14 protein-coding genes are annotated in these 20,590 nt (G+C 54.9%); 7 read left to right on the top strand and 7 right to left on the bottom strand.

Annotated elements, in window-relative coordinates; all coding sequences use genetic code 11:
- The first annotated feature begins 3 nt into the window (after window positions 1-3).
- A complete protein-coding gene (locus tag Poly41_RS23520; protein ID WP_146529519.1) occupies window positions 4-417 on the top strand; it encodes a sulfatase-like hydrolase/transferase in 414 nt (137 codons plus the stop codon).
- 18 nt (window positions 418-435) lie between these two features.
- Here the strand turns inward: Poly41_RS23520 and Poly41_RS23515 are convergent, their stop codons facing one another.
- A complete protein-coding gene (locus Poly41_RS23515; RefSeq protein ID WP_146529517.1) occupies window positions 436-645 on the bottom strand; it encodes a hypothetical protein in 210 nt (69 codons plus the stop codon).
- A 359-nt stretch (window positions 646-1,004) separates the two neighbouring features.
- Here Poly41_RS23515 and Poly41_RS23505 point away from each other — a divergent pair, with 359 nt between their 5' ends.
- The 6 genes from Poly41_RS23505 (at window position 1,005) to Poly41_RS23480 (ending at window position 10,867) form a co-directional block, all read left to right on the top strand.
- A complete protein-coding gene (locus tag Poly41_RS23505; protein ID WP_146529513.1) occupies window positions 1,005-2,399 on the top strand; it encodes a sulfatase family protein in 1,395 nt (464 codons plus the stop codon).
- A 62-nt stretch (window positions 2,400-2,461) separates the two neighbouring features.
- The gene (locus Poly41_RS23500) at window positions 2,462-4,273 is read left to right on the top strand and encodes a ThuA domain-containing protein (protein WP_197231567.1); all 1,812 of its coding nucleotides are present in this window, start codon (window positions 2,462-2,464) and stop codon (window positions 4,271-4,273) included.
- A gap of 136 nt (window positions 4,274-4,409) precedes the next feature.
- Window positions 4,410-5,849 (top strand): Gfo/Idh/MocA family protein, encoded by a 1,440-nt coding sequence (locus tag Poly41_RS23495; RefSeq protein ID WP_197231566.1) that lies wholly within the window; start codon window positions 4,410-4,412, stop codon window positions 5,847-5,849.
- Window positions 5,850-5,918: 69 nt separating this feature from the next.
- Window positions 5,919-7,766 (top strand): HEAT repeat domain-containing protein, encoded by a 1,848-nt coding sequence (locus Poly41_RS23490; protein WP_146529507.1) that lies wholly within the window; start codon window positions 5,919-5,921, stop codon window positions 7,764-7,766.
- Window positions 7,767-8,292: 526 nt separating this feature from the next.
- A complete protein-coding gene (locus tag Poly41_RS23485) occupies window positions 8,293-9,708 on the top strand; it encodes a tyrosine-type recombinase/integrase (RefSeq protein WP_146529505.1) in 1,416 nt (471 codons plus the stop codon).
- Between the two features lie 346 nt (window positions 9,709-10,054).
- Window positions 10,055-10,867: an SGNH/GDSL hydrolase family protein gene (locus tag Poly41_RS23480; RefSeq protein ID WP_197231565.1), complete on the top strand. Its 813-nt coding sequence runs from the start codon at window positions 10,055-10,057 to the stop codon at window positions 10,865-10,867.
- 177 nt (window positions 10,868-11,044) lie between these two features.
- Here Poly41_RS23480 and Poly41_RS23475 read toward each other — a convergent pair whose 3' ends face one another.
- The 6 genes from Poly41_RS23475 to Poly41_RS23450 all read right to left on the bottom strand — a co-directional run bounded on the left by Poly41_RS23475 (window position 11,045) and on the right by Poly41_RS23450 (window position 20,547).
- On the bottom strand, window positions 11,045-12,610 hold the full coding sequence (locus Poly41_RS23475) for an amidase (RefSeq protein ID WP_146529503.1): 1,566 nt from the start codon (window positions 12,608-12,610) through the stop codon (window positions 11,045-11,047).
- Between the two features lie 308 nt (window positions 12,611-12,918).
- Complete coding sequence (locus Poly41_RS23470; RefSeq protein WP_146529501.1) at window positions 12,919-13,449, bottom strand: hypothetical protein; 531 nt, start codon at window positions 13,447-13,449, stop codon at window positions 12,919-12,921.
- Between the two features lie 332 nt (window positions 13,450-13,781).
- A complete protein-coding gene (locus tag Poly41_RS23465; RefSeq protein WP_146529499.1) occupies window positions 13,782-14,210 on the bottom strand; it encodes a hypothetical protein in 429 nt (142 codons plus the stop codon).
- Window positions 14,211-14,803: 593 nt separating this feature from the next.
- Complete coding sequence (locus tag Poly41_RS35065) at window positions 14,804-15,091, bottom strand: dockerin type I domain-containing protein (protein ID WP_261344911.1); 288 nt, start codon at window positions 15,089-15,091, stop codon at window positions 14,804-14,806.
- Window positions 15,092-15,904: 813 nt separating this feature from the next.
- Window positions 15,905-18,469 (bottom strand): S8 family serine peptidase, encoded by a 2,565-nt coding sequence (locus Poly41_RS35525; RefSeq protein ID WP_146529497.1) that lies wholly within the window; start codon window positions 18,467-18,469, stop codon window positions 15,905-15,907.
- Between the two features lie 878 nt (window positions 18,470-19,347).
- The gene (locus tag Poly41_RS23450) at window positions 19,348-20,547 is read right to left on the bottom strand and encodes a hypothetical protein (RefSeq protein WP_146529495.1); all 1,200 of its coding nucleotides are present in this window, start codon (window positions 20,545-20,547) and stop codon (window positions 19,348-19,350) included.
- Between the last annotated feature and the right edge of the window lie 43 nt (window positions 20,548-20,590).

Here is a 20,590-nt window from a genome sequence, read left to right as displayed (position 1 = left end):
GAAATGAAACGACGACTCTGTCTACTGCTGCTTCTCTCCGCATCGCTGGCCGAGGCCGATGATCGTCCCAACTTCGTGATCATCATGGTGGATGATATGGGCTATGCTGGCGTCCGTTGTTTTGGAAACCCGTATTTCAAGACGCCTGAAATTGATCGTCTCGCCGCCGAGGGAATGCGGCTGACCGATTTCCACTCCTCGGGCACCGTCTGCTCGCCGACTCGGGCCGGATTGCTGACCGGTCGATATCAACAGCGAGCCGGGATCGAGGCCGTGATTCATCCGGTGCGCGAGCATCCCGAACACCGCAAAGGGTTGCAGAAGACGGAAGTCACCTTTGCCGAGCTGTTGCAGTCGGCAGACTATACCACGGCCTTGATCGGAAAATGGCACCAAGGCTCGCAAGGGGAGCTTTGAGAACGAGCAAGTCGAACTCTACCGGCTCGACCAAGACCCATCCGAGAAGACCGATTTGGCCAGTGAGTACGCCGTCCGAGCGGCCGTCATGCTGACGCGTCTTAAGGCCTGGTACGTCGACACGCAGTGCACGGCCACACCACAGCCCGGCGGTTGGCCGCATTGAATCGCAGCAAAAAGCACCCAATGCATCACAGGGATGACTTCACGCGTCGTGGCACTCGTCATAATTCTTGACGATCAGAAGCACCCTTCGACGGATAAGATGACCATGACTGGCGGGAAGGCCTACGAGATTTTACCGAGTGCCAGAAAGTCGTCGCACATGACTCAGTGGGGATGGTGCTCGGTCTGGAGATGAGTCGGCTATCACGGTCTGGCAAAGACTGGCATGCGTTGTTGGAGTTGTGTGCGATCGATCAGACGCTACTTTCAGATACTGATGGCACCTATGATCCGAGTGATCCCCAACATCATCGTCGCTTGCGGTGATCGGCTGAAAAGCTCTTTCTCGCAACAAACAGGGATTCGAATTCGCTACAATCAGACGAGGTTTCGATCAAGGCCTTTGACAGGTAAGTGATGCTATGACGCTCAGACGAATTCTCCTGCTGCTTTGCGTGGTGCTTGTAACGCAATTCGTTTCCGGTTTCGTTCTCGCCGACGAGCAACCCCGACCGAACATTCTCTTCCTGCTGACCGACGATCAGCGATTCGACGACTTGGGTTGCATGGGCAACCAGATCATTCAGACGCCAAATCTCGATCAGCTCGCCAGCAACGGTGTGATCTTCAACAACGCCTTTGTCACGACCGCCATCTGCTGTTCCAGTCGGGCCTCGATCTTGACGGGGCAGCATATGCGTCGTCACAAGATCGTCGAATTTTCTACGCCGCTTTCGTCGGAAGCCATGGATGCGTCGTATCCGGTGCTTCTGCGGAATTCGGGGTATCGCACCGGTTTTCTAGGCAAGATGGCGATTGGTAACCCGTCAAACGGGCTTCGCCGACTGTCGCTGCCGGAGGACAAGTTCGATTTCTGGTTTGGTTTTCCCCAATCGATCAGCTTCCGCCAGAAGGTCGACGGGGAAGATCGTTTTCTCACGACGCTATTGGCCGACAAGGCGATTGAGTTCTTGCGGACAACCCCGAGCAGCCAACCGTTCTGTTTGTCGATCAGCTTCAAGACGCCGCACGGGCCGTTCGGTTTCTTCGATCCGGAAACACCCGACCCGTATCGGGATACGGAGATTCCTTCGCCCGCAAGCTACACCCGAAAAAACTTCGAGGCCCATCCCGAGTTCCTTAGAGAATCTCTCAATGGCAACGGTGAATGGCCCAGCAACGCTGATCAAGAACTTCTTCAAAAGGCTCGAATCTGTTATCGCTTGATCACGGGCATGGATGCCGCCGTGGGTCGCATCATGGCGACTCTGAAAGAACTGGGCATGGACGATAACACGATCGTCATCTTCACATCCGATCATGGTGCGTTGCGCGGCGACCACGGACTGACCGGCAAGTGGCTCATGTACGAAGAGTCGATACGCGTCCCGCTCATTGTCTGCGACCCTCGCCTACCGCATGAACTGCGCGGGACCAGGCGAGAGCAGATGGTGCTAAATATCGACATCGCTCCCACTCTGCTGTCGATGGGAAGCGTCGAAGTTCCCTCTGTGATGCAGGGACGCGATTTTGCCCCCTTCCTACGTGATGCGGCGATCGAGGGACGGAGGGAGTGGTTCTACGAGCATACGTATAATACGAAACGCCCCCGCCGTCCGATTGCCAAGAGTGAAGGGGTGAGAACCGAGCGATGGAAGTACATCCGCTATACAGAGCACGATCCGCCGTACGAACAGTTATTCGATTTGACTCGCGATCCGGGTGAGCAACGCAATCTCGCGAGTGTGCCTGCACACACCGACGTTCTGACGGACATGAGAGCCCGATGCGAGCGACTTGGTCAAGAGGCCCGGTGAGCTCCGTCGGCGTGAAGCATTCGATTGAATTTCTCTGGCAGAGCTTCAAAAAAGGACCAATCATGAAACGTATTTTTCGAGTCGTCTTTTCGATCATGCTCGGCGCAGCTGCTGTTTCCTGCATGCCGGGACGAGCTTGCGCACAAGCGAATTCGGAAGCCAGCGCCAGCGATCAGAAACGATACCAGAGAGAAGCGGAGGAGGCTCAGCAACGTGTCATCTCTTCCGCGGAACTGGACGCAGTCGCCATCGCGGCAATCGATACCGCAGTACCCACGGAGGCGCCCGCGACTCCCGCCAAGGTTCGTAAACTGTTGATTTTTGATGTCAACGTGGGCTATCCCGGACATCCGTCGCGCTTCCACGCCAACTACGCATTTGAGCAAATGGGCAAAAGGACCGGAGCATTCGAGATTGTGCTCAGCCGTGATCCGGAGGTGTTTCGTCGCGAAAGCCTGTCGCGTTTCGACGCGGTCTTCTTGAATAACACGGTAGGAAACCTATTCGAGGATTCGCAGTTGCGTCGGAACCTTGTCGAATTTGTCTATGCTGGCGGTGGATTGATGGGAGTCCACGGAACGACCGTGGCGTTTACCAAGTGGCCGGGCGCAGTGGAAGACTGGCCGGAATTTGGCGTCATGCTGGGCGCACGCGGCGCACGGCATCGTGAATTTGACGAACGCGTCTTCGCCAAGGTCGACTCACCGGACCATCCGCTCGTTCGCGTCTTCCCGGCGGAAGGATTCGAGTACCGTGACGAGTTTTTTCGCGTTCACGGTCCCTATTCACGTGACCGCCTTCGTGTGCTCTTCAGCATCGATGTCGACAGAACCGACCTCACGCCGAAGGAGAGTCGCTGGAAGCAAGAGCGCGAAGACAACGACTACGCGCTCGCATGGATACGCAACTACGGGCGAGGCCGCGTGTTCTATTGCACGATCGCGCACAACCCAGAGGTCTTTCGCGATCCACAGATGTTGAAATTCTATCTCTCTGCGACTCAGTTCGTACTGGGAGACCTCCCCGCTTCGACCATCCCAAGCGACCGTTTGACTCCGACGATTTCCGCTCAGGAGAAGCTCGGATGGCGGTTGGGCGTGACGGCCTACACGTTTTACCGTTACACCTTGTTCGAGACCATCGAGAAGACCGAGCAATTGGGGCTGCCTTACTTGGGCGGCTTGAGCTTTCAGAAGGTCAGCAGTGATATCGACAAACCGTTTGATGCGAAGCTTAACGACGACGAGTTAAAGGCGATTCGATTGAAGCTGGACGACGCAGGCGTGCGTATGCTGACCAGTTTCTACGCGAAGATTCCCGGCGACGAGGAGGGCTGTCGTGAGGTCTTCGAGTTCGCCCGAAAGATGGGCGTTGAAACGCTCATCTCGGAACCGCCGCTAGAATCGCTGGACATGATTGAACGATTTTGCGAAGCGTACGACATCGACCTTGCCATCCACAACCACGACCAAAAGGCTTCGCCTCATTACTGGAGCCCCGAGGCGGTCATGAATGTCTGTGACGGACGCGGACCGCACATCGGCGTATGCGCCGATGTCGGTTATTGGTTGCGATCTGGAATCGATCCCGTGGCCGCGGTCAAAACGATCGGTTCGCGGCTGTTCGTTGTGCAATTGCATGACCTCGATGCTCTTACCTCCGAAGGTCACGATGTGCCTTGGGGTTCGGGGGCTGGCAAGACCAAGGCGTTCCTCAAGGAACTTCACCGGCAAGGCGTCGAGCCCAAGATGTTCGGCTTGGAGTACTCCTACGACTGGTATGATTCGATTCCCGAAGTCAAGCAATGCGTGCGTTTCTTCAATGAAACGACGCAGGAACTAGCCCGGATGATTAGTCAGCGCACGTTGGAGTAGTAGGCTTAAGCCGATTCTTTACCGCCCATCGATGAGAAAATCGGCTAAAGCCTACGACTCCAACGTGCGTAGTCTGTTTCCAGTCAAAACGGTGCAAGCTAACTGCCAGCAACGAACTACAAAAAAGGTTCACTCTATGAAATCCACAACAGCGAATAGCCGTGAGACGACGGGCGATGGCCGCGATCTCAACCGCCGCGGGTTTATGCAAAAGGCGACCGGCGCAGCAGGCGCGTTGACCCTGCCTTCTCTGATTCCAGCGTCGGCTTGGGGGGGACTGGGACAAACGCCACCAAGCAATCGGATCACCGTGGCGCAGATCGGGCTTGGCACGATGGGACAGGGGCATGTGCGCCGTTTGAGTAGCGACCCCTCCGTCGAATTGGTTGCCCTTTGTGACGTAGATCGAATGCGTCTCATTGCCACGCAGGCCGCCGTCTCGCAGACCGAAGGGAATTCCAGCCCCGATATCTACAACGATTACCAGGACGTTTTGGCCAGGGACGACATCGACGCGGTCGTGATTGTCACGCCGGACCATTGGCACACTCCTATGGCCATCGATGCTGCAAAGGCAGGTAAAGACATCTACTGCGAAAAACCGGTTTCAATGACGGTCCGCGAGGGACGCGTGTTGGAGGAAGCGGTCAGGCGGTGCAACCGGATTTTCCAGACCGGGACGCAGTACCGCTCAATTCCTGCGATCCGGGAAGTCTGTAACTTCGTACGCAATGGCGGTTTGGGAAAGGTCAAATCGGTGTTTACGCTTTGGCGAAACATGGCGGGCTACTTGAGGAATCGGCGTTTTCAGCCCTATCGCGAGTTTCTGGACCTCGAGGCGGCAAGTCGTTCCTACGTACCGTTGGATGTCTCGTTGCCAGCGGAGCCCGTCCCCGAGGGGTTAGACTGGAACCGTTGGGTAGGTCCTGCCCCGTGGCATGGCTACAACCGTTTGTTTCACACGAATCCAAAGCCGGGAGTCGTTCCTTGGTCGTTCTGCCGAGAGTTCGGGGTGGGCGCTTCGACTGGATACCATTCACATGCTGCGGACATCATTCAGTATGCGTTGGGGATGGAACGCAGTGGACCGGTTGAGTTACTTCACCCCAATGACGGACCCTATCCGACGCTGACCTGTCGCTACGCCAACGGAACGTTGCTGCATCTGATTGAAGACTGGCAGGACGTCAAACGGCTTTACCAGGCTGTACCTGACTCGGCCCGCTTGGCCGGAAATTTCGGCGGCGTCTTCGTGGGAGAAAAGGGATGGATTACATCAATGACAACAGGCGGACCGATCGAGGGCGGCCCTAGAGAGATGATGGAGGGCCTCCCCGTGAATCAACGCGAGCCAGCCAGGGAAGGAAACAACCATCAGGCAAATTGGCTGCACTGCATCCGCACTCGACAACGCCCAAGCACGGATGCGGAGCTAGGGCATCGTGCGGCGACGCTCGGTCACTTGACGATTGTCGCCTATCAGCTGGGACGTTCGTTGACATGGAATCCTGCGGCCGAAAAGTTCCCGCACGATTCCGCCGCCAATCGCTTGCTGTCGCGAGCGAGCCGTGGATAACGCTGTCTGGGACGCGAGAAAGCGACGACGTTGGAAAAAGAAATACCTGATTCGATTCGAGAAAGACTCATGAACGGTTTACGATGCACATGGTTTGTATTGATGTGTGTGGCGATCCTCTATCAGGCGACTGCAACAACTCTTTCGTTTGCGGAAGATGAGAAGCCGCTGATCGACGTGATCACTTCGGATGCACCGAGAGGCGAGAAGACGATTGCATGCAAGAAACTGGCACTTTGCGGTTCCGGCAAGTGCGTCCCCGCGCTCGCGGCGCTGCTACAGGATGAAGAACTGGCGGCCTGGGCTCGGATTGCGCTGGAGGTGATTCCCGATCCGTCGGTCGACGAAGCCCTGCGCGCATCGCTGGAGCGTCTGGACGGACGCCAACGGATCGGCGTGATCAGGTCGATCGGTGTTCGCCAGGATGCAGCCGCGGTTGGCGCGTTGACGAAACTCCTGGGAAGCGACGATGTCGAGCTAGTGACGGCCGCTGCTGAGACGCTCGGGCGAATCGGAGGCGACAAGGCAATCGAGGCTCTCGTCTTGGCCCTGGAAGCGGACTTCGAGCCGGTGCGTAGCGAAGTTGCCTATGCCTGTATTCTATGTGCGGAGAAGCTCATGGCCCACGACAAGGCAATCCTCGCTGCGGAACTTTACGACATCGTTCTCGCAGCCAAGGTACCCGAGTGTCGAGTTGCCCAGGCAACGCGCGGCGCGATTCTCTCACGCGGCGCCGAGGGCGTTCCGCTCTTGCTCAATCAATTGAAATCAGGTGATCGAGCGATGGTGCAAGCAGCGCTGGCCGCCGCTCGCGAGTTGACCGCCTCAAGCGTTTCCCAAGAGTTACTCTCCGGGTTGGCCGATCTGGATGCCGATCTCCGAGCCTTGGTGATTCTGGCCCTGGCCGATCGTGGCGACGCTGAGACGTTGCCAGCGATGCTCAGCGCCGCACAGGAAGGTCCGGTTGCAGTCCGTTTGTCGGCGATTGAAGTGCTTGGCATCCTTGGAGACGAAACCTGCGTGCCTTTATTGCTGACCCTCGCCTCGGATGACTACGACGATATTCGCGAGACAGCTCGAGGCGCCCTGTCGATTTTGTCGGGCGACGGTGTCAACGTTCTGTTGACAGAGAGCTTGGCCGAAGCGGAAGGCAAACGGCGACTCGCCCTGATCGAACTCGTCGGTCGACGAAGAATCGAGGTCATCGAACCGCTTCTGAAAGCCGTCAACGACTCCGGTACGGAAGTTCGGGCCGCAGCGCTAAAAGCGCTGGGCGAGGTTGCTTCACTTGAGAACCTTTCGGTGCTGATTGACACGGTGCTGGAACCTGTCCATGCCGAGGATGGTCAGGTTGCCGCGAAGGCGCTTCGAGCCGCGTCAGTACGGATGGCCGATCGAGAAGCGTGCGCCGAACGACTCGCAAAGGCGTTGGAGGATGCACCGACCGACGCCCGAGTGACGATCATGGAGACGCTTGGGGAAGTGGGAGGCACGAAGGCGCTGGCCGCGATCGGCCGCATGGGTAAGTCAGAGGATGAGGAAATGCAGGACGCTGCTACTCGAGTTCTGGGCGAGTGGATGTCGATCGACGCGGGTCCGGTATTGCTCGACTTGGCCACCGACCCGAATTCGTCCTATCGTGTCAGAGCGCTCCGAGGGTATTTGCGATTGCCGCGACAGTTCGGCCCAGAGATGTCGGATGAGCAGCGCGTCGCGATGTGTCGCGAAGGGTGGAATGCGACCCAGCGTGATGCCGAACGCGAACTGGTCCTTGAGGTCATCGGACGCTATCCGAGCAAGGCCATGCTGCAATTGGCCCAAGACCTTGCTGTGGGGGAGGCTTTGGCGGACGAGGCCGCGGTTGTTGCCAAAGTGATTGAAATGCGTCTCAAAGATGGCGGGGCTCAGGACAAGTAACATCCGCCGAACACATCTCGTGGCTGAGTGAGTGTTCTTAGAACAGTACCTTAAAAGGTGGTTTAGGTTCGAGCGTTTTCTTTCCTCGAACCAACGGAATCTTGCAAGACGAAGCAATCTTCGGCTGAAAAAAGTCGAATTCTGTAAAATAGCGTGGGGAAAGAACTGGAACGAACACTTCGGCCAATGCAACCCGCGGTTGCGTGGTTACCAACCACGTCAACAAGAAGAAAACCGAGGACCACGAAAGTGAAAAGGGAAAGCATGGGGCGGTCGTCCGACCCGTGATTCGGAAGCTGTCTCGGATTCTTGTGTTTCATTGGTTAAACCGCGCTGGTGAAGTGTCCGGTTGCCAAAATATCGGCGACGTGCAGAAATATCGACTCGTCGCGGTGAAAGCCCCGAGTCGAACTGTGTTGCCTTGTTAGTATGACTGAACCGCCTCTTGGCATACAGCTGAGTGCCGGTCCCATCCCGGCCGGAGATGGTGTTTTCCTCAGATGGGTCAACTGCGAGAGAAGATTGAGTGGCAAGTCTACGCTTAGAAGATGACCGAGGCCGCAAGGGCTATCGGCTGCAGTTTCGTGATGCGGAAAAGCGAAACCGAACGATCTGGCTTGGGGACGTTCCCGAGTGGCGGGCACAGGAAGTGAAAGAGCACGTCGAACACCTGCTAGACCGAGTGAAGAAAAAGTGTCCGCCGGAAATGGCAACGGCCGATTGGCTTAGTGGTATCGATGACGACTTGCGCAACAAGTTGGCTCGATGCGGTCTGTGTGAATCAGTCGCAAAACGTGTTGCCCGTGTCTTGACGTTGGAAAAGTGGATCGATGAATACATCGGCGAGCGTCAAGACGTCAAGGATTCAAGCAAAATCAGTTACCGGCAAGCGAAAGCGAATCTGATCGACTTCTTCGGCCGCAAGAAACTGTTGCGGGACATTACGCTTGCGGAAGGAAAGCGGTGGCGTGTTTGGTTGAAGACCAAAGGAAACCGGCGGGACAAAAAGAGAAAGACCATGGCCGAAGATACGGTCAGACGTCGAACGGCAACCGCGAAGCAGTTTTTCGCCGAAGCAGTTGAACGCGGCTACATGCCGGCGGACCCCTTTGCCAAGCTACCGAGCGCAATCCAAGAAAACGAAAAGAGGCAGTTCTTCGTTGAGGCAAGTGTCATCGAAAGCTGCATGGAGTATTGCCCCGACTTGGAGTGGCAGACAATCCTAGCGTTAGCCCGCTATGGTGCGATGCGTTGTCCGAGCGAGCTGGTCGCGTTGCGATGGTCGGACGTGGATTTGCCAGCCGGCCGCATGGTCATTAACGCGAGCAAGACGGAACACCATTCAACCGGTGGGGTGCGTGTCTGCCCGATCTTCCCAGAATTACGGCCCTACTTAGAAGTGGCATGGGACGCGGCGCCAGAGGGAGCGGAATTTGTAATCAACCGCTACCGGCAATCCACTCAGAATTTGCGGTCCACGTTTCTGCTGATTTTAAAACGTGCCGGCATAACCCCATGGCCGAAGCTTTTTCAGAACTTGCGGGCCAGCCGCGAAACGGAGTTGTTAGCTCGCTACCCCGCAAAGGACGTTGTGGGGTGGGTGGGTAACTCGATTCCCGTTGCGATGAAGTCTTATGCCATGGCAACGGATGAAGCGTTCAAGGCGGCATCAGACCCGCACGGACAAACCATCGCTACCCCCTCCGAGCCAAACAACGTGGCCCGTGATTCAGAACGAGGGCACAACGCGGATTCAGGATGCAACCGCGGTTGCACTGGCGGTTGCATTTCGGGCCAATCTGGCGCTATTGAGGACTTGGGCAATTCCGCCCTGAACTATGAAAACACCGCAAAAGGCGGTGTTTTCATAGTTCAGGATAGCGTAGGAAACCACTATTTGATGGGCGATACAGAATTCGAATCTGTGACCTCTGCGGTGTGAATCGACTTCTCGCACCAAGCTATTTCCCTGCGATTTGCTGGAAAACTCACCATTCCTTGAAGCATAACACATCAATTCCGCATTGCAAGTTATTGCATCGACTGGCGTTGATTGTGGCATTGTTCAACCATTTCATGCCCAAAACCGTGAGTTATTGGGTATTGGCTTTCACGCCACCTTGCGGCACTCGTCTCCTAACCGACCAATCATCAATGCCCCACATCATCAGGGATACATCTGCTTGATGGTGACGATTGGATCCCAGCGTGATGCGATCTCGTTTCCTCTGCAGCCGACAAGGTGTATTGTTAGGGTCGTCGAGATAACCCCCTAAGAAAGCGCCGTTATGACCCCATGGCTAGTTCTCATCGTCCTGCTGGCCGCAGCCTGGAATACCGCTCCGCAAGCACAGGGCGAACCAACCAATGGCGCTGAAGCAGCGGCGAAGAAAGCGGATGCGGACAAGATCCTGGACGAACAATATGCCGCATGGATGATCACCCTCTCGCCCGCTCAGCAAGCCTGGGAACAAGTCCTACAGGAAAACCTCGGCAGTTTCTATCTTCCGATCCACAAACGCGAGAAAGTCGCCGGCAGATCCAACGCCTGGGACTTCATCCAGGACGATCCAAAGCTCCCACGCGTGCTGCTGATCGGCGACTCGGTATCACGAGGCTACACCCAGAGTGTGCGAATGGCACTTGCCGGCAAGGCCAACGTCCATCGAGCTCCGGCCAACTGCGGTCCCACCTCGCTAGCCGTGCGAAAGCTAGACGTGTGGCTGGGTGATGGCGATTGGGATCTGATTCATTTCAACTTCGGTATCCACGATCGGAATACCCCAATCACCGAGTATGGCGAGCGATTGGAGTTACTCGTCGAACGAATGAAACAGACGGGTGCGGAATTGGTTTGGGCAAGCACGACGCCGATTCCGGATGACCCGACCAAGAATCAAACTGCAGCTGCGATCGTTGAAAGAAACGACGTGGCAGCGATGCTGATGCGGAAGCACGGTGTAACGATCGACGATCTCTTCACTGCAATCACTCCGCACCTAGCTGAAATGCAGAATCTAAATGACGTTCACTTTAACTCGGATGGTTACGTGTTCCTCGGCCAGCAGGTCGCTCGGGTCATCGGTGAAGTATTGGAGTAATGCTGTTGCTCTGGACGAACCCAACGAAAAACAGTGTCATCGCTTTAGCAATACTGATCGCTTAAGCAAATCTGGGCGTGGGGCTAGCAGTTACCGTGGCGGGATTCACACCCATTCGTCAGCAAACCATTTCTAGTCTGCACGTGCATCTCTTAGTTCTGTCACGTCTTTCAAGCATCAGGTCAGTATCGGTGGTGGCTGCCATCCCCCAAGGTCGTCCTCCAGTGCTTTCATGAATGCCAGCACCACATCCTCCCGAAACTGGCGAGCAATCACCTGTACCCCAATGGGTAATGGCTGCGATTTATCTGTGCGGTCACTGAATCCGCATGGCACACTGCCGGATGGTATGGCCGGCAAGTATGCCGGTAGTTGCACAAAGATCAAACGCCGGATGTCCGTGAACGTCGTTGCGTGTTTTGGCGCCGGCGTTGCCGTCACCGGACTTAGGATCGCATCGTATTCACGCAGAAACGAAAGCAGACCTGTTCTCAATTCAGGTAATCGTAACTGAAACTGCTCAACCTGGCTTTTGCTATATGGTGTGGCCCATGCGCTAAGCCCACGCATCATGTCGCAATCGATTGGCCCCAGTTGATCAATACCGTGCTCCTTGAGTGTTTGCTTCCAGCTGTCGAGAAAGAAAGGTGAGTAAAGTGCTTGACTAATGTCGTATATCTCGTCTGCAAGTGGCGGTTTTGCGTCCACAACCCTTACGCCACGCTCCTCAAGAGTGCGTCTCGCGTCTTCCAGCGTCCGTTCGGTTTCAGGCGTCAGCACTGCTCCGGAACCTTGGGTCCAATAGGCCACTTTCATGCCGTGGAGTTCGACCTTTCGATAGTCGCCAAGTGGTACCGGGAATGTCTTCGTATCTCGTGGGTCCGGCCCTTGCATGATCGAAAGAGCGAGATGTAGGTCCGCGACCGAACGTGCAAAAGGCCCGGTTACCGTGTATCCCGGATCAGGCAACCAACCTTCGGCATGCGGTACAGCGGGAACTTGACCAGCCCGAGATACTCGCCCCCATCCGGGGCGCAGCCCAGGTACACCGCAGTAGTGAGCTGGAACGCGGATGCTTCCCAATCCATCCGTTCCAATACCTAGCCATGACCCACCACTTGCGATGATCGCAGCTTCACCGCCACTACTGCCTCCTGGCGTGTGACTGAGGTCGTAGGGATTGTTCGTTACACCGAATTCTGACGTGCCAGTCTCGTACGCGCTCATCAGTGCCGGCAAATTCGTCTTGCCTATGAGGATCGCTCCGGCATCTCGCAATCGCTTGACGACCGTCGCGTCACTCTTCGCCTTGGTATCCTTCCATATCGGCACGCCGCTCGTGGTGGGCATGTCGGCGACATTTAGGCAGTCCTTTATGGTAATTGGAACGCCCATTAGAGGCGTCAACTCCCAATTAACAGCGTCATTATCAAGCAGTGTATCGATCTGCTTAGCTTGCTGACGCGCCAGTTCCTCAGGAAAGTGAATCACCGCATTCAGGCTTGGGTTGACTTTCTTGATCTGGCCGATTGCGATGTCGACCAAATCCGTAACGGAGATTCTCCTGCGTCTAAGAAAGTCGGCAACAGAAGTTGCTGATGCTGCGAGAATGGTTCGCTCATCGATTCGCTCGGATGTCATTGCACGGGAGGTGCCCACTAGCGTGGACGTCACGAACCCCGTCGAGGCAATGCGACAGCATTGAGCAACGAACTCACGGCGGCTTGATTCCCTAATGCACATGCATCGGACTCCGTTGGGTAAAAACAGACGGATGGAATTACGAACCACTCCAAATGAAGCGGAATCGAGGGATAGTCAGGGCGTTGAACTAAGACGCTGGGCTTGGTGCGGCACAGATCCGTGGGGGCCCCGGAGCTGTTGCTCGGGCTCACCCAGCAGACTCAGGTTAACTGATTGCGGAGGGCGGTAGCAAAACTTGAGAATGGGCCTGCAGCTGGCAGTTATCCCGGTTGGTATCGCACCTGCTTGTCATCAAACCATTTGCGGCTCGTGCGTTCATGACTGGATTTGTCAGACGGCTGATTGCCCTATTGGCTCACGCGACGCCAGACATCGTGCTGGTCATCGACCTGTTCTCCGCCAAGCGTCCCGGTTCCGGTCCAGGTATGCGTATTGCCGTTGTCAGTAATCGTTACCGTGCTTGTGTATTCGTTCTTGGTTCCGTCTGGGGTACTTCCAAGACCCTTGTCAACCCATTTTCCGTCCACCTTGTGGAGCGTGCTCTGACCAACATAGCCACCAGACGAAACCCACATCCACTTGATTTGCTTAGCGCGCGCATCGAACGCAACGATGCCAGTGCCCGAACCATTACCGCCATAGAATTTTGTGATCAGGGCATTCCCATCTTCTGCTACCGTATTCTCAGAATAAGCGGTGACCTTTTCGCCCTTCTTTCCCAAGCCTGGCCAGTCCGCTACCCAGGTAATATCACCTACCCATCGTCCTTGAAACGCTTGACAGTATTCCTGGAAGTCCTTGCGACTAGACTCTTGCGCGAACGCTGGCGATGCAATTACGGCAAACAGCAAGACAATGGTCGAGGGTGCGAGTTTCATGGCGAAAACCTTTCGCTAGTAGGGAATCAACGGGAACGGATTAGGCGATGGCCAACGCTGACCGTCGCGTCAGGACGCACTCTGGTGGCACAATGAATACTTGCAAGCCCGAGGTTTGATGGGTGAGAGCCATTCCTAGCATCGTGCGAGAAATGACTGTCGGATCTCCAATTGTGAGCGGCAAGGCGCTAGCCGCCGGTTTGGTGCTAGAAAACCCTGTCCTCATGCACCGGTGGCTGGCACTATTCCGCTCACTTATTTCCCCCACGTTGCTTAGTTGTCCCCCGATGGCTCCCCCTGATCTTACCAAAGATTCCCAATGTTCTGTGTCGTTATCGCTTGATGAAAAACGTGACAGCCGTTCCAGACTCAGTCTTGCCCCTCTTGATCTCAGAATACACCGATGCATCACCGATTTCATCGCTAACCATGAGACCCTCGATAGCACCACCAATTGGATTTCCTTTTCGTGCCCCCTTCACGACTTTCTTGACGACCTCGGCAGCTATCTTGGCTTTCGATGGCGGAGCCTTAGTCGTACTGATTGAAACGACATAGGAGAACGGGACATCGATCTTGCAGTCCGGGGTAGTAACCACAACAAAGCAACGGTCGGGTAGCCATTCCATCGGGATCGCGATTGAATCGCCGGTGCCAGTGTCGACTGTGAAAGCCGCAGGCATTCCGATAGACGGCCCACGTGGCTTAACCAATTCACTGCGTAAGTGATGTACCCGCTTGTCGTAAACGTAGGTTGGCATACAGAGCCTCCTAATCGGATGAAGTCTCACGAAAGTCCCTAAAGCATCGACGCTGGTATTAGCTGAGTTTATGTCGCATAATTTCAATTCGTACGCACTTGAAAGGCAGGATTCTTCTGCATTCCATTTGATCTCAAATTTTCCGGTAAGTCCCATTCCAGCAGCGGTACCGGTAACATTCCAGTTGCCCAATAGCATTAGCAAGAAGTCGCGACTGATTTCGTCGGCCGCACGTGACGTCGTGGCGAATGCTCATGACAGCGTCAATAACAGTGACACAGCGATTCGTAGTGATCTCATTTCAGGACTCCTGATCAAAGAATGACAGCAAAGAACCGTGCTTCTATATTCATATGAAGGACCAGCGATCATACCCATGAAGGGACTCATTCACATTGGTTTCCCATTCGGTACCAAGGGTGACCCCGATTTATGCTCGTAGGTTGAATGGAGTGTTCTCGCCGGGGAGTTGAGAGCGCCTCTTTCAGTATTCTCACGGGTTGGCTTCCGGATGTCAATTTACACTATGCCGCCAGCGTTTTTGCCCCGTGAGGAGCAAGAACGCTTACGTATTGGCAACCCCGATTGCAGGTCTAAGGTACCATCAGCTCAAGCAGTTCCTCGTCCAGCCAACCTTCGCTGTCGTCTTCGTCGTCGAAGGCCCAGTGTTGGTCGATTGCTTGTGCGTTGATCGCGGCACGAGCTTGGATCACGCTGCGAGTTCGCTGGTTGATCGTGACGAGCGCGTCGAGCGGTGTCACGGCTCCGTCATGGTTCAAATCCAAGTGTGACGGTGTCGCACCAGACGGATGAGTGTTGAGCCAATTGATCACCAGCAGCGCATCCATCGATGTCACTTGCCCGTCGCCGCTTGCATCCATGGTAATTTCGGACGCGGGTGCTGCTGCAGGAGGCGGATCCGAAACGATGTAGGCCACCTGTTCGGTCGTGTGAGCCCGCTCACTGTCTCTCTGGTCTTCGTCAAAGCCCAACAGCAGCGTATTGTCGGTCACCGGCGTTGATCCATAGAGCACTGGCCAGCCACCGTTGCCACCGTCCATGCCAGCGGCGCTCACGACCGCGAACTCGGCGTGATCCAGGTGCCTGATGTTGTAGGTGAAGCCGTTTCCGTCGGTGACACCCTCGACCGTGTCACGACCCAATCCCGCCACGCAACTGATTCCGCCGATTGGTCCTGCTCCGCTCTCGATTACGATGTAGCCAATCGTTGCGCAGACAACATTTAAGAGAATGGAGTGGAGTGAGTGCGTGGTTCGACCTTTGACTCTCGGGTCTTCGACATCCTGGAAGCAATCGTGAAACTTACGAGCGACTTGATATGACATTCGGAAATCCATTTGTGCGTGCCGTGATTTTGACATCCGTCAACTGAAATCTTTCACACCGACACTGGACTTAGGCAGGTCTGAAACGAATAGTTGGTTAACGTTTGATGCGATGGCCGTGGCCTCGAAGCGGCAGCCAACCTGCTGAGTATCCGTGCCGGGCTTGACGATTTTTCGAGCACCGTTGCGTTAGTTCCCCTTTCCCCCCTTTTCTGCACAGTACTTCTGCTCGGCGGCTGGCACGGCTAAGTCTACAAGGAAGCGTTCGGCCATGAACGCTTTCCGTGCAAGGGAGGGCCAACCAATCGGCATGCCGAATTCACCGAGTTTTGCGGCGGTGGTAACCGCTTATTTCCAGCCCTTGGCGAGTAGTTCCAAAACAGTGTCGTCAAGGAGCGACTCGAGCTCTTGCGCAGTGCTTTCCACGACAGGGTCGCTGGATTGTCGCGTCTGCGGTTGCATTTGCCGCCCTTGGGGGACTTGTGCCTTAGCCTGCACCCGTTTCGTTACCTGTTTTATTTCCGGTTCGTCACCGCGATTGTCGAACTCGCGATCATCCGTATCCTCGAATACCGATGCTAACGCCTGAGTACTGCCTACCGAGTAACGAGAGGCAGACAGCGGGCTGGCAATGTCGATGGACGTGCCGTCGCTGTCGCCATCGGGGTCGACGTTGTCCGAGGCAGCGTACGGGAATGGTCCGCTGACATTGGTGACGTTGAACCGAACCGTTGGCGTTCGAGTTGAGATTTTCGTTTTCACCACTTTGCAGATTCCATCGACGTCAGTAACCGCTTCCGACGTTCCGGTAACACCATCGCTCCAGGAGCCAGTCACGGTTGCGCCCTCGACAGGTTTACCTTGGGCATCTTGGATTAAGATTTCTGTGGTTGCCGTCCAGCGGTTGCGGTCAAGGACACTCGAGCCATCCAAGTCGGCCACGTGCATCGTCGAGGCGACTGCGTTGTTGACTACAGCTTCAATTGGGATTGATATCACGGTCTGCTGCCCGCTGTCAGTGGCAGTCGCCGTTACGCCATACAATCCGTCATCGTATCGCGTCGTGTCCCATTCTGCGGACCATCCGCCGATTTCACTGGCGTCGACTCCAATCAATTCGTTTCCAACAAAGAACTGGACGTTTTCGACGCCGCGATCATCCCAGGCGTCTGCGGTAACCGTTATCGTTCCGGAAAGAACGCCCGCAAGGCTGTCGCTGTCCAATGCGACAGTGGGAAGGTCATCAACGTTGTCCAGCATGACAGAAATTTTGGTGGAAGTTGTCTGTCCGGCCGTGTCGGTGGCGATTGCAGTGATCTCGTAGACCCCATCGAAAAGACCCGTCGTGTCCCACATCATTGACCAACCATCCGACTCCACAGTGTCGGTCCCAAGACTGGCTCCATTAATGACAAATTCCACCTGTGTGACTGAAACATCATCGTTTGCCGTTACAGTAACCTCAACGTTTCCTGCAATGGACGTGCCTTCAACCGGTGAAGTAATTTCAACAGTGGGTGCATGATCGATCGGTCCCTGGTCGGCGACCCAACCAAGATTCTCGGTATGATTGTCGGGACTGTCTGGGATATAGTTCGGATCAGGGAAATACAATCCCTCATCGGGGTCTCGCCATCCTTTTCCGCCATAAATCAATGCTTGGCGGATCGTGTAGACCTCTTCGGCGTTGTGAGCTCGTCCATTTTGCGCGATATACAGGGCCGCAAGCCCTGCGGCGTGAGGTGCCGCGGCACTGGTTCCGCTACCGACGGCGTAACCACCATCCTTGTAGGTCGAATAGATGTCCACGCCTGGCATCATCAAGTCGATGCCCAGCCCCGGTGAAAGGATTCCGTGGTTATTGTCGTCGTACCAGGAAACTAGCTTGTCGTTACTGTCACGGGTGCTATTGCTATAGTTGCTGAAGTCCGCAAACGTGTCGTCAGCGTAACCAAGACTACTGACCGGTCCAGCGTTACCAGCTTTCCCATCGGTATCCGCAAACGCACTAATGGTTGCTACTTCCGGGTAGACCGCCGGAATCGTGTCGTCTGAGGTCCCAAACTGAAAATCTTGCCCCAGAATGTCCCGGTATTCGTTACCAGCGGCGGCAACATAGACCACGCCAGCCTCAACGCTGGCCTTGATCGCGTCGTGATAAATCGTGCTCGCTCCAAGTCCCCCCAAACTCATGTTGGCTACTTCAATCGTTTCGGCGCGGTCGGTGACCCAATCAATGCCTGCGATGATGCTCGATAAGGAACCATTCGCGTTTTCATCAAGCACTTTTACGGACCACAGCCGAGCACCGGGTGCAACGCCGACAACTCCGATGTCATTGTCTTTGGCTGCTGCGATTCCTGCGACGTGGGAACCATGTCCATTATCATCGTCATAATTGTTGTCTTGGACCGTTACGCTTTTTCGCCAGTTTCCAGTGGTGTAAAAATGCGTGCCCCCGACAACGTTCAAATCATCATGCGTGGTGTCGATGCCTGAGTCAATGATCGCGATATCAACATCAATTGCAATCGGATCCCCCTCAAGCTGCTGATCCCCATTGATTCGATCAATTCCAGTTGGCAGCACTTGAGTCAGAGGATCTGCAAACGCTTGCATCTGGATGTCTGGTTCGACACGCTTGATAAGCGGATTGTTTTGCAATGCCTGAATCGCCGCCATCGGCATCCGTGCCGAGAATCCCTTGATGGCATGATTGTAAATGTGCCCGAGTTGTCCACCACCACGTCCCACAACATCATTGCCAATCAATCGTGCGTCGCTGGTGTTGTCGTTCAATTCAACAATCACCGCTTGCCAACTATTGGGCAGTGTAGGGCCAACGAGACCGAATGCGTCAAGGACGATTCGTTGTTCCAAGTTCTCAACTGACAAAAAACGTCGATTGGACATCGTAAACACTCCGGTTAGAAAGGAAGGATTGTCATGCAGTCAGCCACGCAAAACGGACGTCGTTTCTTGTACGGGACAAATCGGCATGAAACGATTGGCAAACATTCATTCGATATCAATTATCACTCAATTTGATGTTATCCTGGCAAAATACTAACGACCAACGGGAGTGGGTATACACAACCCGAGCGGCAGCTCGCTTCGCTTGCGGCCGTGCCGCACTATGGTTTTGTTGAACCCATCGGAAATTGTACTAATCGTCGCATTGCAAAACTGCAATTAGGAGCGACGCAGTTCCTCTGACGCAGTACTTCACGTACCCTTTCTTGCTTTGATCTTGATCCGCAGTGATCCCTTCTTTCGGGGCGTCACCTGGGCTGCGGTACAATCAAATGGCCTCTCCCCGGAGCTCGCTGACCAAACGCCCTGGGGATGGCATCAGGCCGGTGAGTGGTTGCTTTGTCGGCTCTTTCTCACCGGCCGCCTATGCTTATTTTGTCTCGTCAACAGTTATGGCATCTGTAAAACCCTTTCAGGGTTTGGTGTGTCGGGCAATCGGTGCCCTAGGTTGTGCGTCGCGACCTAAGCTGTGGAATACAACGCCGTTGGCGTAAGGACCTAATGCGTCTCTTCCGATTCGTTTGTCGGATCGGTGTCATTTCGTTGGTTAACACTCAATGAACTCTCCGCCACTTCACGCAGCGGCTAGCTCGCTTCAGTCAGCCGCGTGATGGTCGAAACTGCTTCAGAAACTCAGGCTACAGTAGCCTACATTGATTTTGGAAATGCTTTGGCAAGCACCCCCTGCACTCAATCAAACAGGCTTAGTATCGAGTGACATGAAGAAAGTTAGTTCGAACTGACTCCTTTCGGAGTTATTATTCCTCAATTTGGTGTGGGATGAGAATAACGCCACCAATCTCTGTGCTGCAAACGCTCACGATTAGGGGAAAACCTGTATTCGAGTCACGATCGCTGATCGCCTTTACCCACTGTTTTCCCTCTCGCCACGCATCCACAATGGTCGGATCGCTGTCGGTATCGATCAGATCGGCAAGCTTCCAAACAGACCCTTCGCGGACCAAATAGCCACCCTCATGCTCAACCCAATAGGCGGCGTCCCCCGAGGAGTTCATGAAATTTTGGTTGCTACCGGTGAAAAGGTGGACGGTTGGTGCCTTCGCAATGGCCTCAAGCGGTGGTCCGTAGCGGACTATGTAGTCGGCAAATTTCCCACCTTTTCCACCGAGTTTTACGTTCGTGAGCTGACAACCAACCCGTCCCAAATCATCTACCGAAACAAAAGGTTGAAGCCCCTCGATCTCGATTTGCTGTGCTTCCAAGTCAGGGTCAAAGATCAGCAAGGTACTGCCGTCCGCCACAGCCACTCGACCGTCGTTATTCAGGGAGCCATTAGACAGATAGCGTGTTGCAATTGATGTGCTCAACGATTCTGTTAAGAAAATCCCCTGGTCCAGCTCGCTATCCCAATACCACTGAGACAGAAAACGAGACCACGTGCCATTGGGACGTTGGTAGCTGCCAAGGATCTTGCCATTGTCGTTGATGGCAATAGCGTACGAACTCACTTCATCGTCGGCGTCGTCGGGCAGTGGCACGACACTAACTGTCCAAGCACTCGGGTTCGGGTTAAGAAAAGTATCAATCAAGACGGGTGTGTAGATTGCGGGCTCGTCGTCCGTGTAGTACATGTCCGCCACAATCTGTCCAACAACGTTGATGCCAAGGGGATGAACAATCCTTGTCCCCTCTGGCTGGCCATTCAGCCACACAATATCCTCTAGAGTATTTAGATCCTTTAGATTATTTAGGTCGTAAAAGAGATGGTCGTCACCGTCCAAATCGTGCCAATAAAGGAAATGCGTGCCGTCCCAATAGAAGCCAATCACCATTCCAAGAACGTTGATGTCAAGGGGCGCTGGGGCACCGGCAGGCGATCCGGTAAATTCCTCGATCGTGTAACGTACCAGGGGTAAATCTGCCGGGGGATCGTCTTTAATCGGTTTCTTTGCATTCGCAAAGTTCGTGAACAGAGGGACAAGGGAAAGAGCAAGCATAAATGGCAATATCTTTTGTTTGAACGGGTGTGGTGAAGAAGGG

Source organism: Novipirellula artificiosorum (genome assembly GCF_007860135.1).
GTDB lineage: Bacteria > Planctomycetota > Planctomycetia > Pirellulales > Pirellulaceae > Novipirellula_A > Novipirellula_A artificiosorum.
The sequence above is the reverse complement of the archived record's forward strand: the minus strand, read 5'-3'. Positions and strand labels throughout refer to the sequence as shown.

Bases quoted from the DNA above. Each gene is read 5' to 3' on its own strand.
- Poly41_RS23520 (WP_146529519.1), top strand. From the start codon at position 4: ATGAAACGACGACTCTGTCTACTGCTGCTTCTCTCCGCATCGCTGGCC.
- Poly41_RS23515 (WP_146529517.1), bottom strand. From the start codon at position 645: ATGACGAGTGCCACGACGCGTGAAGTCATCCCTGTGATGCATTGGGTG.
- Poly41_RS23505 (WP_146529513.1), top strand. From the start codon at position 1,005: ATGACGCTCAGACGAATTCTCCTGCTGCTTTGCGTGGTGCTTGTAACG.
- Poly41_RS23500 (WP_197231567.1), top strand. From the start codon at position 2,462: ATGAAACGTATTTTTCGAGTCGTCTTTTCGATCATGCTCGGCGCAGCT.
- Poly41_RS23495 (WP_197231566.1), top strand. From the start codon at position 4,410: ATGAAATCCACAACAGCGAATAGCCGTGAGACGACGGGCGATGGCCGC.
- Poly41_RS23490 (WP_146529507.1), top strand. From the start codon at position 5,919: ATGAACGGTTTACGATGCACATGGTTTGTATTGATGTGTGTGGCGATC.
- Poly41_RS23480 (WP_197231565.1), top strand. From the start codon at position 10,055: ATGACCCCATGGCTAGTTCTCATCGTCCTGCTGGCCGCAGCCTGGAAT.
- Poly41_RS23475 (WP_146529503.1), bottom strand. From the start codon at position 12,610: ATGTGCATTAGGGAATCAAGCCGCCGTGAGTTCGTTGCTCAATGCTGT.
- Poly41_RS23470 (WP_146529501.1), bottom strand. From the start codon at position 13,449: ATGAAACTCGCACCCTCGACCATTGTCTTGCTGTTTGCCGTAATTGCA.
- Poly41_RS23465 (WP_146529499.1), bottom strand. From the start codon at position 14,210: ATGCCAACCTACGTTTACGACAAGCGGGTACATCACTTACGCAGTGAA.
- Poly41_RS35065 (WP_261344911.1), bottom strand. From the start codon at position 15,091: ATGGATGCAAGCGGCGACGGGCAAGTGACATCGATGGATGCGCTGCTG.
- Poly41_RS35525 (WP_146529497.1), bottom strand. From the start codon at position 18,469: ATGTCCAATCGACGTTTTTTGTCAGTTGAGAACTTGGAACAACGAATC.
- Poly41_RS23450 (WP_146529495.1), bottom strand. From the start codon at position 20,547: ATGCTTGCTCTTTCCCTTGTCCCTCTGTTCACGAACTTTGCGAATGCA.